This is a genomic window from Dryocola sp. LX212 (assembly GCA_041504365.1).
In the GTDB taxonomy this organism is placed as follows: domain Bacteria; phylum Pseudomonadota; class Gammaproteobacteria; order Enterobacterales; family Enterobacteriaceae; genus Dryocola.
The window spans coordinates 1,635,974-1,649,832 of the sequence record CP167917.1 but is presented as its reverse complement, the minus strand read 5'-3'; the positions used below and the strand labels follow the sequence as shown (position 1 = coordinate 1,649,832).

Here is a 13,859-nt window from a genome sequence, read left to right as displayed (position 1 = left end):
GCTTCTGATGCTTAGTCCTTTACTGCGCCGCTATACCTGGAACAGCGCCTGGCTGTATAACTTACGCATATTTATTGCGCTAACCGGTACGGCGGCCCTGCCCTGGTGGCTCGGAGAGGTGAAGCTAACCATTCCGCTCACGCTCGGGGTGGTTGCTGCAGCCTTAGCCGATCTGGACGATCGTCTTACAGGCCGGCTGCGTAATCTGGTCATCACCCTGGTCAGTTTTTTTATTGCCTCCGCATCTGTAGAGCTTCTCTATCCATGGCCGTGGCTGTTTGCTCTTGGGTTAATGATTTCCACCAGCGGCTTTATTCTGCTTGGCGGTCTGGGACAGCGCTACGCCACTATCGCTTTTGGCGCACTGCTGATTGCCATCTATACCATGCTCGGCATCTCTTTATATGGCCATTGGTATCAGCAACCCCTGCTGCTGCTCACCGGTGCCGTCTGGTATAACCTCCTCACCCTTGCCGGGCATTTGATCTTTCCGATACGCCCGTTACAGGACAATCTGGCCCGCTGCTACGATCATCTGGCCCAGTTTCTGGATGTTAAAGCCACGCTTTTCGATCCTGATATAGAGGATGAAAGCCAGGCGCCGATGCTGAAACTGGCGATGGCAAACAGCCAGCTGGTCACCACGCTTAATCAGACCAAGGCCTCTCTGCTGACACGTTTGCGGGGCGATCGGGGGCAACGAGGCACCCGGCGTACACTACATTACTATTTCGTCGCACAGGACATCCACGAACGCGCAAGCTCTTCACATATTCAGTACCAGGCATTGCGGGATAAGTTTCGTTACAGCGATATCATGTTCCGCTTCCAGCGGCTGCTTACCATGCAGTCCCATGCCTGTCAGCAGCTTTCGCGCTCGATTTTGCTGCGTATGCCCTACCAGCATGACGCAAGTTTTGAACGCGCATTTACTCATCTCGAGGCAGCTATCGAGCGCGTCAACGCAGCAGACCCGACGGGAAGTGAAAGAAAGGCGCTCGGTTTCCTGTTGAATAACCTGCGCGCCATCGATGCGCAGCTGGCGACGATTGAATCTGAACAGGCGCTGGCAGCCCCAATTAATGAAATGGAAACCCGGCTAGCCGATGACAGGCTGACGGGCTTTGGAGATATCTGGCAGCGACTGGCCCGAAACCTGACACCTGAATCAGCCCTGTTCCGCCATGCTGTGCGCATGTCTACCGTGCTTTGCGTCGGCTATGCGTTCATTCAGTTTACCGGCCTGCAGCATGGATACTGGATACTGCTGACCAGCCTTTTTGTGTGTCAGCCCAACTACAGCGCCACGCGCCGACGCCTGGCATTGCGTATCGTGGGTACGCTTATCGGCGTAGCACTCGGTCTGCCGATCTTGTTCTTTGTTCCTTCGCTGGAAGGCCAGCTGATCCTTATCGTGATTACCGGCGTACTGTTCTTTGCCTTCCGTAATGTTCAGTACGCGCATGCAACGATGTTCATTACGCTTCTGGTTCTGCTGTGCTTTAATCTGCTAGGGGAAGGCTTCGAGGTGGCGTTGCCTCGCGTTATTGATACGCTTTTAGGCTGTGGTATCGCATGGGCCGCAGTCAGTTTTATCTGGCCCGACTGGCGTTTCCGCCGCCTGCCGCTGGTAGTGGAACGAGCGTTCAATGCGAATTGCCGATACCTGGATGCCATCCTTGAGCAATACCATCAGGGGAGGGACAACCGCCTCGAATACCGCATCGCGCGCCGGGATGCACATAATCGCGATGCGGATTTAGCCTCCGTGGTGTCAAATATGTCTTCAGAGCCCCGTGTACCGCCAGAAATGCGGGAGACGGCATTCCGCCTGCTGTGTCTGAACCATACCTTTAACAGCTATATTTCAGCGCTGGGTGCGCATCGTGAGAAACTCAGCAATGCACAAATCCTGCTCCTGCTTGACGATGCCGTTTGCTATGTGGACGACGCTCTTCATCATTTGCCTGCGGACGAAGAGCGTGTACAGCAGGCGTTAAGCAGCCTTTCAGAACGAATTGCGCAAATCGACGCCTCTCCGGAGACGAAGGAGCCTCTGGTCCTGCAACAGATTGGCCTGCTTGTCGCCTTGCTGCCGGAAATTTCTTGCCTCCAGCAGCACATTTTACAGGAGGCTGTTTAACGGCGTTTTCGCTGCTCATATTGTTTGTACCAGTCAGCCAGCTCCTGGCGTACCCTCGCCGGGAGAGCGGCTTCATGCGTACCGGATATCGCACCTGCCAGCGCCAGCAGAATCTTAAGGCCAACGCATTTTTTAACGGTGCGCAGCTTTATCCAGCTGCGTCTCGCGCCGTAAGCATACAGGGTGTGGATGTCCCTGATCCCTGCTTCCCAGAGCATGATTTCCAGATTGGCAGTCAGGTTAGGCAAATCTTTCAGACGCAGCTGAACCTTTCGACCCGAACGTTCACGGCGTGCGCTTCTGAGTGCATGTGAGGAAAGGTACAAAAGTTGTTTGGAATCTTTCCAGAGCTCTTCATCAACGCGGTAGTAGCTCAGGGCAATAGGACGACCACGCTTACTGAAGATGAGGGGAGGCGAGGCTTTTTTCACGAAGTAGCTTTCGCACTCTTCACAAGCCCGGAGGTACAGTTCGCCCTCTGAGACCATAGCAAAGACCACATCTTCTACTGCCAGACTGTATCCACCGAACTGGGAGCGATAATCGATTTCCCCCAGCGCTGAGAGGCATTCTCTGGATTGATGTATTCGCACATATGACTTCACTCTCATGAATATGTCCTTAATTATCATGAATTAAATTTTACTGGCTTCGTTACCCCTTCCCGTAACAGGAAAATAAGTAACCTGGCAGCAGGCTGCAATAGCAATTTAACAAATGAGCAAAGTACGTGAAGATTTTGCGAGATGTCTTCCGAAATTTTGATTGATCTTTACCCGCACAGGCATTACTGTATATGCATACAGTAATCCACCAGGCGGGACTCACTATGCACACATTCAACTACCGAACTGAACTTGCTCAACGCGCGGCCAAAGCGCTCTCCCCTGCCGCTTCTCAGGCAGACCATGAGGTCAGAGGATTGATTAGTGAAGTGGTCTACAGCGAGGACCAGCCATGGATGACGCAGCTTCTGCTGTTACCGCTTCTTCAGCAGCTCAGCCAACAGTCACGCTGGCAGCTTTGGCTCACGCCAAAACAGAAATTAAGCCGTCAGTGGGTTGAGGCTTCCGGGCTGCCGCTGGCAAAAGTCATGCAGGTGAGCCAGCTGGATGCACTTTTCACCGTTGATGCTATGGTAAAAGCATTAGAGACTGGAAATTACAGCGTTGTTATCGGTTGGTTATCGGACGAAATTACCGATGAAGAACATTTTCGACTTGCTGATGCAGCAGAAAAAGGTAACGCGATCGGGCTCATTATGCGGCCTAAGCGAAGCAGTGGATCTGCAAACAGACCACGAAGCGAGCTAAAAATTCATTCTAGTTTGTATCATTAAGTAAATTTAAGAAAAATCTTGGGACTTTTTATGTCATTCGGATAACACGCTGTGTTTATTCGCGAATCCCCTTCGCAAGCCGCTTCTGGCGGGATTCCCGCCCAAAATTCGCGTTCACATTACAGTCATGTTTGTTAGCAAATGTGTACGCAAGTCGTTTTTTTTCATATGCCTGACCGAGTTCACACTTGTAAGTTTTCAACTACGTTGTAGACTTTAGCTCGCCAGGGTTGCTCTTCATAACACCGATTGATCGGTAGAGTAACAATTGAGCGTGAACCCGGGCGAAGGATTAAAACCCTGGGCTTTAAGATTTAAGGCTCATGGCCTATTTGGATGATAATGAGGCGCAAAAAATGAAAAAGACAGCTATCGCGATTGCAGTGGCACTGGCTGGCTTCGCTACCGTAGCGCAGGCCGCTCCAAAAGATAACACCTGGTATGCTGGTGGTAAACTGGGCTGGTCTCAGTTCCATGACACCGGTTTCTACGGTAATGGTTACCAGGGCGGCATCGGCAACGGTCCTACCCACGAAAGCCAACTGGGTGCTGGTGCCTTCGGTGGTTATCAGGTTAACCCATACGTTGGTTTTGAAATGGGTTACGACTGGTTAGGTCGTATGCCATATAAAGGCGACGTAAACAACGGCGCTTTCAAAGCACAAGGCGTTCAGCTGACTGCTAAACTGAGCTACCCAGTAATGGACGATCTGGACGTATACACTCGTCTGGGTGGTATGGTTTGGCGTGCAGACTCCAAAGCAGCATATAACAACGGTGCTGGCGGTCGTCTGAAAGACCACGATACTGGTGTTTCTCCAGTATTCGCTGGTGGTGTTGAGTGGGCTGTTACTCGTGACATCGCTACCCGTCTGGAATACCAGTGGGTTAACAACATTGGTGATGCACAAACCGTTGGGACTCGTCCAGACAACGGTATGCTGAGCGTAGGTGTTTCTTACCGTTTCGGTCAGGAAGATAACGCACCAGTTGTAGCTCCAGCTCCAGCTCCAGCGCCAGAAGTACAGACCAAGCACTTCACTCTGAAGTCTGACGTTCTGTTCAACTTCAACAAAGCAACGCTGAAGCCGGAAGGTCAACAGGCACTGGATCAGCTGTACACCCAGCTGAGCAACCTGGATCCGAAAGATGGTTCTGTTGTCGTTCTGGGCTTCACCGACCGTATCGGTTCCGACCAGTACAACCAGAAACTGTCTGACAAACGTGCACAGTCTGTTGTTGATTACCTGATCTCTAAAGGTATCCCAGCTAACAAGATCTCCCCACGTGGTATGGGCGAATCTAACCCAGTTACTGGCAACACCTGTGATAACGTAGCGCCTAAATCTAAACTGATTGATTGCCTGGCCCCAGATCGTCGCGTTGAGATCGAAGTTAAAGGTATCAAAGACGTTGTAACTCAGCCTGCGGCATAAGTTACCGTTCTAAAAAAACCCCGCCTTGGCGGGGTTTTTTATTGTCTGAAATCTACCAACGGAAAAGCGGCCGGGAGGGCAATTTAGCCCTACTCTTTACCGAGTAAGGCCTGCAGATCCTGTTTCAGATTCGACATTTGGCTTGCGTACTTCTCTTTACGCTCGGCATCTTCAATCAGTTGCACAATAGTTTCTGAAAGCGTACAGCCGCGCCGATGTGCAAGCCCCGCAAGTCGCTGCCAGACCAGATATTCCAGATCGATAGATTTCTTGCGTGTATGCTGGTGTTCCGCATTGAAGTGACGCTTACGGCGGGCACGAATCGTCTGCTTCATGCGATTATGAAGCACAGGATTCATGTGCTGCTCAATCCAGCCCAGTACCTGTACAGGTTCATTTTCCAGGCTGAGCAACGCGTCAACGGCTTCTTGTGCCGCACTGGCTTCGATATAGCGGGTGATGAGTTCACCCTCCCGGTGTTTCTTAACCAGATACTTCCACTTCCAGCCGCTCTCGAGATTTTCTAACTGTTGATATTTCATCGCGATCTCAGTGTGACCGTGTAACTTACTTCAGGATAACAGTTTTTTCCGCTTTCGCTCACCTGAAAAATGAAAGCTGTGAGCCGTATAAACTTGTTCTCTGCATTAACCGTGTGCTGTCCTCCCTATTCTTGTATAATCGCGCCTTTACATCTAATTAATAAATAGCGACTTTGACGACTAATCGACTTGAATGGCGTGCGCTTGTTCCCGATACCGAGAGTTATCAGGAACTGTTTGCGCAGCCTTATGACACCGACTCTGCTCCCTTCTCCGCTGTCCAATCACGCCTGTTTTATGGCCTGCAACAGCTGAGCCAACCGGTAGCCTCGGCTGATCTGATGCTGGTAAAAGCTGCTGAAGAGTCCGAGTACCTTAACCTTATTGCCGCGGCGACCCGTGAAGTCTGGCAGACGGCTGAGACGCTCACCGGCGGTCACTATGTGATTGAAGGTAGCCGCATCACGCTGTGTCCAGCACAGACAGTTGAAAACAGTTTTGCAGGCACGGGCGACGTAGTCGCTGCCGACTGGATTGAAGCCGAGCAGCTGTTTGGCTGTGTACGCCAGTTCAGCGGCGAAATTAGCCTCACGCCAGGACTTATCCACCGTGCAAATGGCGGTGTGCTGGTGCTGTCCTTACGTAGCGTCCTGGCACAGCCCCTGCTTTGGTTACGCCTGAAGCAAATGGTGACGCAGAAGCGTTTTGACTGGATTTCTCCCGATGAAACGCGTCCGCTGCCGGTGAGCATTCCTTCTTTGCCTCTGGAACTTAAGCTGATTCTCGTAGGCGAGCGCGAATCTCTGGCTGATTTTCAGGATATGGAGCCAGAGCTGGCTGAGCAGGCAATTTACAGCGAATTTGAAGAGAACCTGCAGGTTAACTCTGCGGAAGAAATCCTTTTATGGCGTCAGTGGATCCATGCCACCGCACAGACTAAGCAGCTCCCCTCACCTGGTGAAGATGCCTGGACAGTCCTGATCCGTGAAGCTGTGCGTTACAGCGGCGATCAAGAAACGCTCCCGTTGAGTCCTCTCTGGCTCACTCGTCAGCTACGTGAAGTGGCGGCATTTTCCGAAGGTGAAACCTTCAGCGGCGAGCAATTCGCCCAAATGCTGCTTCAGCGTGAATGGCGTGAAGGTTTCCTGGCGGAACGCATGCAGGACGAAATTCTGCTTGAGCAAATCCTTATCGAAACCGAAGGGGAAATGGTCGGCCAAATCAACGCGCTGTCGGTGATTGAGTTCCCGGGCCATCCCCGAGCTTTCGGTGAACCTTCTCGCATCAGCTGTGTTGTGCATGTAGGCGACGGTGAGTTTACGGACGTTGAGCGTAAAGCTGAATTAGGTGGCAACATTCACGCCAAAGGCATGATGATCATGCAGGCATTTTTGATGTCTGAACTTCAGCTTGAACAGCAGATCCCCTTCTCGGCCTCTATTACCTTCGAGCAGTCCTACAGCGAGGTCGACGGGGACAGTGCGTCCATGGCTGAGCTTTGCGCGCTGATCAGCGCCCTGTCTAACGTGCCGATTTATCAGCATATCGCCGTGACGGGTTCAGTCGATCAGTTTGGCCGCGTGCAGCCTGTTGGCGGGCTAAACGAAAAGATTGAAGGCTTCTTCCGCATCTGCCAGCAAAGAGAGCTAACCGGACAGCAGGGTGTGATTATCCCAGTCTCTAACGTGCGCCATCTCTGCCTGCATCAGGACGTTCTGGATGCGGTTGAAAAAGGACAATTCACAATTTGGGCCATCGATGAAGTCGCTGATGCGCTACCCTTATTAACGAATATGCCATGGGATGGTGAAGGACAAAATACGCTGATGCGTGCGGTCCAGGAGCGCATCGCTCAGGCCTCCGCTCAGGACATTCGGCACCGCTACCCCTGGCCACTGCGTTGGCTCAACTGGTTCAACCACAACTGATCGGACTTGTTGAGCGTACACGTGTTAGCTAACCTGCGTGCTTCTTTATAATAAGGCTTACTGTAGACATGGTAGATAAACGCGAATCCTATACGAAAGAAGACCTTCTTGCCTCTGGTCGCGGCGAACTGTTTGGTGCTGAAGGCCCACGGTTACCTGCGCCACCAATGCTGATGATGGACCGCGTGGTCAAGATGACCGAAGACGGCGGTAACTTCGATAAAGGTTACGTTGAAGCAGAACTGGATATCACCCCCGACCAGTGGTTCTTTGCTTGCCACTTTATTGGCGATCCGGTAATGCCGGGCTGTCTGGGTCTGGACGCAATGTGGCAGCTGGTAGGGTTCTACCTCGGCTGGTTGGGCGGCGAAGGTAAAGGCCGTGCGCTGGGCGTGGGTGAAGTTAAGCTTCAGGGCCAGATCCTGCCGACAGCTAAGAAAGTGACCTACCGTATTCACTTTAAACGCGTTATTAATCGTCGCCTGATCATGGGCATGGCGGATGGTGAAGTGCTGGTTGATGGCCGCGTGATTTATACCGCAACCGACATGAAAGTAGGCCTGTTCAAAGACACCACTGCTTTCTGATTCCGTTGTAACATCCCCAAAAACGTGAAACCTCCGCAGAGCGGAGGTTTCTTTTCTAAAGAGACAGTGATTACGCGGTAACCGCCCTGTCCTCCATGGCTTCTCGCCAGCCTCCCATCCAGTACGACCTCTGATTTAGTGTCTGGTAAGGACATAACTCTTTGGAACGTCCTGCGATACCTGCTTGATAACCACGTTGATGAGCCCGTTCCAGGCGATCTCGTTTTTGTCTCTTCATGCCTCGTTTCCCTCATTACTTTAGTCTGGTGGAAAGAAAACAGTGATTACGAAACGTGCAATCACATCTAACGAATACCCGCAAACTTCTCTTCCGTCAATGCGCAAAATTCACGCCAACGTCATATTTGTGAGCTACGCGGGATATCATTTGTACAAAAACTGTGAGTTCGCACAGGTAAAGAATTCAAGCCAAAAGAAAAGCTGCGCTTTACCCAAAGGATAAAGTACGCAGCTTTTTTGTGCGGTACAGATGAATTAATTCAGCCGCGAAAGCTCGCTTGCAATGCTCTGAGCCTCCTGCTGCCAGGCCTGAGCAAGCGTTTTCACCATCGCGTCGTAGCCATCATCCTGCTGTTTCATCTCAATGTGGAAGGGCTTTTTGATGAGCTGTCCCTGATGATTAAGCAGCCACTCGCCGCTGACCACTACCTTACCGTCGTAGCGCCCATGGAATCCGGTGACGTTAATATTCAGAGTATCCTGATCGTAACCCAGCGGTTGCGAAGCCACTACCCAGCCCGGCAACGCGCTGCCCAGATTGCTGACCAGCGTGGAACGCAGCTGCTGGTCCAACGGGCTGGCCCACAGATTGCTGGTAGCAATAACGTATTTCACCTCGCTGGTCTGGTAAACCACGCCGTTGCCGGCGAGGTAATCAGGAACAGAAACCTGCTCCACCCATAACAGATGGGTGCCAGGCTGACTCACAGCCTGCATAGCAGGCTTAGAACTTTGAGGGAGCTGATAGTACGTTTTACCATCATCGCTGCTGCTGCAGGCACTCAGCGCCATTACCGCACATAGCGTTAGCCACTTTTTCATTCTTTAGCCCTCTTCGGCTGGGGATCTTTTTTATCCTTCGCTTCAAAGATCAGCGAATTGCTCTTATCGTTCAGGGTTCGCAGCACCGGCTGTAGCTCGCGCAGAACCTGATCGAGGCGCTGCATATCCCCTACCATCTTATTGTAAGCGGCGGAGCCAGGCTGGAAGCCCTGCATGCTGCGGTTCAGCTCGCGGAGCGTGGCCTGCATGTTTTCCGGCAGAGACTGCGTTGCCTTGTTGGCCATCAGCTTGTTCATGCTATCGATGGTCACCTGCAGGCGCTGCATCGTCCGCTGGGTTTCGGCAAGCGATTTGGTCGACTGTTCGATCATCGGATTCAGCGGCAGATTATTAATCTTGTCCAGCGTCTGCAGCAGGCTCTGCTGAATTTGCGCAAGGCCACCGCTCATCGTAGGAATGATTGGATAACCACCGAAACTCTTCATGTCTTTAATCGGATCTGCTTTCGGATAGAAGTCCAGATCGACATAAAGCGCGCCCGTAAGCAGATTGCCGGTTTTAAGCGAGGCTCGCAATCCGCGCTGCAGCAGGCTTTGCAGGCTATTTTTAACATCCATTTCAGAGCCGACAATATTCTGCAGGCGCTCCGGCTCAATGCGGATCAGAATCGGGATACGGAAGTCATCATTGAGTTTCTGACGCATGCCCGGCGTGAAGAACGGCACGCGCGCAACAGTACCCAGGCGAATACCGCGGAATTCAACCGGTGCGCCAGGCTGCAGGCCACGCACGGAATCTTTGAAGAACATCAGGTAGTCAATATGCTCGGTATAGAGCGAATCCGAAATGCTTTTCTGATCGTCAAAGAGTTTGAATTCACTGCCCGTCTGCACCGGTTCGCCCGTTTCCAGCGAGTCCGGCACGTCAAAGCTCACCCCACCGCTGAACAGCGTAGTCAGGGAGCCCATCTCAACGCGCATCCCCTGGGAAGAGAGATCGACCGCCACGCCGCTGTCTTTCCAGAAGCGGACGTTATTGGTGACCAGACGATCGTTCGGCGCGCTAATGAACAGCTGATAGCGGATACTGCGCTTGGTCGGATCGAAGGTGCTCGTTTCAACAGATCCCACGCGATAGCCGCGGAACAGTACCGGATCGCCAGGAGAAAGCTGGCCCGCTTTGTTACTGTCGAGAATAACCCGAATACCTTTGGCATCAGGCGAGGCCAGCGGTGGCGAATCAAGCAGATCGTAGCGCTCCGGCCGCGGTCCTTTTGTGCCCGGCTGCAGCTCTATATATGCACCGGACAGCAGAGTGCTCAGTCCGGAGACGCCGCCGCGCCCTACCTGCGGCTTAACAACCCAGAACACCGAGTCCTTATGCAGCAGTTTTTCCATTCCGGAATTGAGACGAGCGGTAATCTGAACGTGTAGCAGGTCATCAGAAAGCACGGCGCTTTCCACGACGCCGACATCCACGCTGCGGCTTTTGATGGTGGTTTTACCCGCCTCAATGCCTTCCGCGCTGGTCGTAACCAGCGTCACTTCCGGTCCCTGATGGCTGTAGTGATAAAACAGGATCCATGCGCCAATCAGCGCGGTCACAATGGGGAAGATCCACACCGGCGACCAGTTTTTCACCTTTTGTACTTTTGCTTCCCCGCTTTTATTTTCCATGCTCAGACGACTCCTCATGGGTTGAATCTGATGCGCGATCCCATGACAAGCGAGGGTCAAAGGTCATCGCAGCAAACATTGTCATAATAACCACAAACGCAAACATAATGGCGCCGATAGCCGGATAGATATTCATCAGTGCGCCCATCCTGACGAGAGCTGAGAGCACCGCAATGACAAAGACATCTATCATTGACCAGCGGCCTACAAATTCCACAACTTCATAAATCATGTGCATGCGTTCGCTGTCACGATCGCCGTGGCCTTTGGCGTCCCAGCATAGCCAGGCAATAGCCAGCATTTTCAGTGTTGGCACCATGATACTGGCGATGAAAATGACCATCGCCACCGGGAACGAACCTTCATTCCACAGCAGGATAACCCCTGCCAGAATGGTGGAGGGATACTTGCTTCCCAGCAGTTCCGTAACCATGATCGGCAGCAGGTTCGCCGGGAGATACAGCATAATCGAAGTGAGCAACAATGCGATGGTCCACTGCAGGCTATGACGCTTTCTGATGTAGCCTTTGGTTTCGCAACGGGGGCATATTAGCTGGTCAGCTGGCACGATGGCGGTACAGCATGGGCACGAGCGCAGGCCCTGGTTAATGCCTGCTACGCCTGGTTTCAGCGGCTGGTCAATGACCGGCATCGGAGCGATATCGTCCCAAAGCCAGCGTCTGTCAACGCACTGAAACGCACGTAGCTGCAGCAGGCAGAAAAGACACCACGGAAGGAAGCTGCTGCCAACGCCTATATCACCATAGGCCATCAGCTTAACGAAGCTGACCAGCACGCCGGCCAGGAAGATCTCCGCCATTCCCCAGGATTTCAGCTGGAACAGCAGACGCGCCAGAGCACGCTTGAGGCGGTCTGGCAAAATAACCTGGTTAACCAGCAGCAGAATAGAAAGCAGGCAGAGGGTTGGAACGGCCTGCACAAACAGCATAAAGAAGGCGCCGAGGCTGGAATAATCCTCGGAGAACATCACGCCGGGGATTTCCAGCAGCGTCACTTCGCTGGTAATGCCCGCGACCTTCATATTGATGAAAGGGAACAGATTAGCCAGCAGCAACATAAAGAGCGCTGCGATGGCATAGGCGGTAGGCCGCTGTCGCGGAGATTCCCATTGGGTGACAAGCGTTGTGCCACAACGTGGGCAGGCGGCCTTGTGGCCCTCCTGCAATGCTGGCAGTGCTACCAGTAAGTCACACTGTGAACACAATATGTGCGAACTCGGATGATGCGTGGCACACATATTGGGTCTCCTTAATTTACGCGCCGTTTTTCAGAGACTCGAGGTACTCCCAGCGTTCAAAAGCGTCTTCCAGTGCTTTCTCTGCCGTGGCCAGTTCGCTCAAAACTTTTTGCGTTGCGTCATGCGATTGGTTAAAGAACTCGGGGTCACCGACTTTCGCCTGCAGCTCGCCCAGCTCCGTCTCAAGTTGTTCGAGACGTTGAGGTAGCTGCTCCAGTTCACGCTGCAGGTTATAGCTTAGTTTGCTATTGCTGCGTTTTACAGCATCAGACTTTGCAGGCTCGCTCTTTTGTTGCTTATCCTGAGTGGGCTCACGCAAAGATCGAGCCGAGCCCTGCTGCCCTTTCGCATCGTGATAGCCGCCGACGTAGCGGCCGATGCGCCCTTCACCTTCGAAGATCCAGCATTCGGTCACGGTGTTATCTACGAACTGACGGTCGTGGCTCACCAGCATCACGGTGCCCTGGTAGCCGTCGATCAGCTCCTCAAGCAATTCGAGCGTTTCGACATCCAGGTCGTTCGTCGGTTCATCGAGGATCAGCAGATTGCTTGGCTTTAGGAATAATCTCGCTAATAACAGGCGGTTACGCTCCCCGCCGGACAAAGCTCGCACCGGTGTCATGGCGCGCTTAGGGTGGAACAGGAAGTCCTGCAGATAGCCAAGAACGTGGCGCGGCTTGCCGTTCACCATCACTTCCTGTTTACCTTCGGCCAGGTTATCCATTACGGTGCGATCCGGGTCAAGCTCGGCGCGGTGCTGGTCAAAGTAAGCGACTTCCAGCTTCGTTCCGCAATGCACACGGCCGCTGTCGGCTTCCAGCTGGCTGAGCATCAGCTTCAGCAGGGTGGTTTTGCCGCAGCCGTTCGGGCCAACCAGCGCAATTTTATCGCTGCGCTGTACCTGGGCGGAGAAATCTTTAACCAGCACCTTACCAGCCACCTGGTAGCAAACATCTTCCATTTCAAAGACGATCTTGCCTGAACGGGCCGCTTCTTCGACCTGCATTTTGGCGCTGCCCAACACTTCACGGCGCTCGCCGCGCTCACGGCGCATGGCTTTCAGCGCACGAACACGGCCTTCGTTACGCGTGCGGCGCGCTTTGATGCCCTGACGGATCCACACTTCTTCCTGGGCAAGCTTGCGGTCGAACTCTGCATTTTGCAGATCTTCCACGCGCAGCGCTTCCTCTTTCGCCAGCAGGTACTGGTCGTAGTCGCCAGGATAAGAAACCAGCTTGCCGCGATCCAGATCGACAATACGCGTTGCCATATTGCGGATAAACGAACGGTCGTGGGAGATGAAAATAATGCTGCCCTGGAACTCTTTCAGGAAGCCTTCCAGCCAGTCGATGGTTTCGATGTCCAGGTGGTTCGTAGGCTCATCCAGCAGCAGAACGCGAGGCGAACTGACCAGCGCACGGCCCAGCGCCGCTTTACGCAGCCAGCCACCGGAAAGTGCAGACAGCTCGGTGTCCGCATCCAGGCCCAGCTGTTCGAGCACTTCGTTAATACGGCTGTCCAGCTGCCAGAGGTTCTGGTGATCCAGAATCTCCTGAATACGCGCCATTTCGTTAAGGTTCTTGTCGCTAGGATCGGTCATGACCTTGTGCGAGATATCATGATAGGCCTTCAGATATTCAGCCTGCTCTTCCACCCCTTCAGCAACGAAATCATAAACGGTGCCCGCAACGTTACGCGGCGGATCCTGTTGCAGGCGTGCAACAATCAGATCCTGTTCGTACACCATGCGGCCATCGTCCAGCGGCACCTCGCGGTTAAGAATTTTCATCAGCGTCGATTTACCGGCGCCGTTACGGCCTACCAGACAAACGCGTTCGTTTTCTTCGATGTGCAGTTCTGTGTTATCTAACAGCGGCGCGTCGCTAAACGACAGCCAGGCACCGTGCATACTAATTAATGACATTAA

The 13,859-nt window shown here is 53.0% G+C and carries 12 protein-coding genes; 5 read left to right on the top strand and 7 right to left on the bottom strand.

The window, feature by feature from the left end; all coding sequences use genetic code 11:
• The first annotated feature begins 7 nt into the window (after nt 1-7).
• Nucleotides 8-2,143 (top strand): YccS family putative transporter, encoded by a 2,136-nt coding sequence (yccS, locus tag ACA108_07855; protein ID XEX97408.1) that lies wholly within the window; start codon nt 8-10, stop codon nt 2,141-2,143.
• Here the strand turns inward: yccS and ACA108_07850 are convergent.
• Nucleotides 2,140-2,754 (bottom strand): TfoX/Sxy family DNA transformation protein, encoded by a 615-nt coding sequence (locus tag ACA108_07850; protein ID XEX97407.1) that lies wholly within the window; start codon nt 2,752-2,754, stop codon nt 2,140-2,142. The two genes, yccS and ACA108_07850, sit on opposite strands and share 4 nt — an antisense overlap.
• 218 nt (nt 2,755-2,972) lie before the next feature.
• Here ACA108_07850 and sulA point away from each other — a divergent pair, with 218 nt between their 5' ends.
• The gene (gene sulA / locus ACA108_07845) at nt 2,973-3,482 is read left to right on the top strand and encodes an SOS-induced cell division inhibitor SulA (GenBank protein XEX97406.1); all 510 of its coding nucleotides are present in this window, start codon (nt 2,973-2,975) and stop codon (nt 3,480-3,482) included.
• Nucleotides 3,483-3,838: 356 nt separating this feature from the next.
• Nucleotides 3,839-4,918 (top strand): porin OmpA, encoded by a 1,080-nt coding sequence (gene ompA / locus ACA108_07840; protein ID XEX97405.1) that lies wholly within the window; start codon nt 3,839-3,841, stop codon nt 4,916-4,918.
• A gap of 89 nt (nt 4,919-5,007) precedes the next feature.
• Here ompA and matP read toward each other — a convergent pair whose 3' ends face one another.
• Nucleotides 5,008-5,460: a macrodomain Ter protein MatP gene (matP, locus tag ACA108_07835; protein ID XEX97404.1), complete on the bottom strand. Its 453-nt coding sequence runs from the start codon at nt 5,458-5,460 to the stop codon at nt 5,008-5,010.
• 173 nt (nt 5,461-5,633) lie between these two features.
• Between matP and ACA108_07830 the strand changes: the two genes are divergently transcribed.
• Nucleotides 5,634-7,388: an AAA family ATPase gene (locus tag ACA108_07830; protein XEX97403.1), complete on the top strand. Its 1,755-nt coding sequence runs from the start codon at nt 5,634-5,636 to the stop codon at nt 7,386-7,388.
• A 68-nt stretch (nt 7,389-7,456) separates the two neighbouring features.
• The gene (fabA, locus tag ACA108_07825) at nt 7,457-7,975 is read left to right on the top strand and encodes a bifunctional 3-hydroxydecanoyl-ACP dehydratase/trans-2-decenoyl-ACP isomerase (protein XEX97402.1); all 519 of its coding nucleotides are present in this window, start codon (nt 7,457-7,459) and stop codon (nt 7,973-7,975) included.
• Between the two features lie 70 nt (nt 7,976-8,045).
• On the opposite strand, the gene rmf is transcribed toward fabA, so the two are convergent.
• The 5 genes from rmf to ACA108_07800 all read right to left on the bottom strand — a co-directional run bounded on the left by rmf (nt 8,046) and on the right by ACA108_07800 (nt 13,856).
• The gene (gene rmf / locus ACA108_07820) at nt 8,046-8,213 is read right to left on the bottom strand and encodes a ribosome modulation factor (GenBank protein ID XEX97401.1); all 168 of its coding nucleotides are present in this window, start codon (nt 8,211-8,213) and stop codon (nt 8,046-8,048) included.
• 257 nt (nt 8,214-8,470) lie between these two features.
• Nucleotides 8,471-9,037, bottom strand: a complete 567-nt coding sequence (gene pqiC / locus ACA108_07815) for a membrane integrity-associated transporter subunit PqiC (GenBank protein XEX97400.1) — start codon at nt 9,035-9,037, stop codon at nt 8,471-8,473.
• The gene (gene pqiB / locus ACA108_07810; GenBank protein XEX97399.1) at nt 9,034-10,674 is read right to left on the bottom strand and encodes an intermembrane transport protein PqiB; all 1,641 of its coding nucleotides are present in this window, start codon (nt 10,672-10,674) and stop codon (nt 9,034-9,036) included. Before pqiB ends, pqiC begins: the two co-directional genes overlap by 4 nt.
• Nucleotides 10,664-11,932: a membrane integrity-associated transporter subunit PqiA gene (gene pqiA, locus ACA108_07805; protein ID XEX97398.1), complete on the bottom strand. Its 1,269-nt coding sequence runs from the start codon at nt 11,930-11,932 to the stop codon at nt 10,664-10,666. Before pqiA ends, pqiB begins: the two co-directional genes overlap by 11 nt.
• 16 nt (nt 11,933-11,948) lie before the next feature.
• Nucleotides 11,949-13,856 carry an ABC transporter ATP-binding protein gene (locus tag ACA108_07800; GenBank protein XEX97397.1) on the bottom strand — a complete coding sequence of 636 codons (1,908 nt, stop codon included), beginning with the start codon at nt 13,854-13,856 and terminating at the stop codon, nt 11,949-11,951.
• Nucleotides 13,857-13,859: the final 3 nt, after the last annotated feature.

What these genes read in the sequence shown, in the direction of transcription:
- pqiC (XEX97400.1), bottom strand. Translation starts at nt 9,037, where the DNA reads ATGAAAAAGTGGCTAACGCTATGTGCGGTAATGGCGCTGAGTGCCTGC.
- ACA108_07850 (XEX97407.1), bottom strand. Translation starts at nt 2,754, where the DNA reads ATGAGAGTGAAGTCATATGTGCGAATACATCAATCCAGAGAATGCCTC.
- pqiB (XEX97399.1), bottom strand. Translation starts at nt 10,674, where the DNA reads ATGGAAAATAAAAGCGGGGAAGCAAAAGTACAAAAGGTGAAAAACTGG.
- matP (XEX97404.1), bottom strand. Translation starts at nt 5,460, where the DNA reads ATGAAATATCAACAGTTAGAAAATCTCGAGAGCGGCTGGAAGTGGAAG.
- yccS (XEX97408.1), top strand. Translation starts at nt 8, where the DNA reads ATGCTTAGTCCTTTACTGCGCCGCTATACCTGGAACAGCGCCTGGCTG.
- rmf (XEX97401.1), bottom strand. Translation starts at nt 8,213, where the DNA reads ATGAAGAGACAAAAACGAGATCGCCTGGAACGGGCTCATCAACGTGGT.
- fabA (XEX97402.1), top strand. Translation starts at nt 7,457, where the DNA reads ATGGTAGATAAACGCGAATCCTATACGAAAGAAGACCTTCTTGCCTCT.
- ACA108_07800 (XEX97397.1), bottom strand. Translation starts at nt 13,856, where the DNA reads ATGTCATTAATTAGTATGCACGGTGCCTGGCTGTCGTTTAGCGACGCG.
- sulA (XEX97406.1), top strand. Translation starts at nt 2,973, where the DNA reads ATGCACACATTCAACTACCGAACTGAACTTGCTCAACGCGCGGCCAAA.
- pqiA (XEX97398.1), bottom strand. Translation starts at nt 11,932, where the DNA reads ATGTGTGCCACGCATCATCCGAGTTCGCACATATTGTGTTCACAGTGT.
- ompA (XEX97405.1), top strand. Translation starts at nt 3,839, where the DNA reads ATGAAAAAGACAGCTATCGCGATTGCAGTGGCACTGGCTGGCTTCGCT.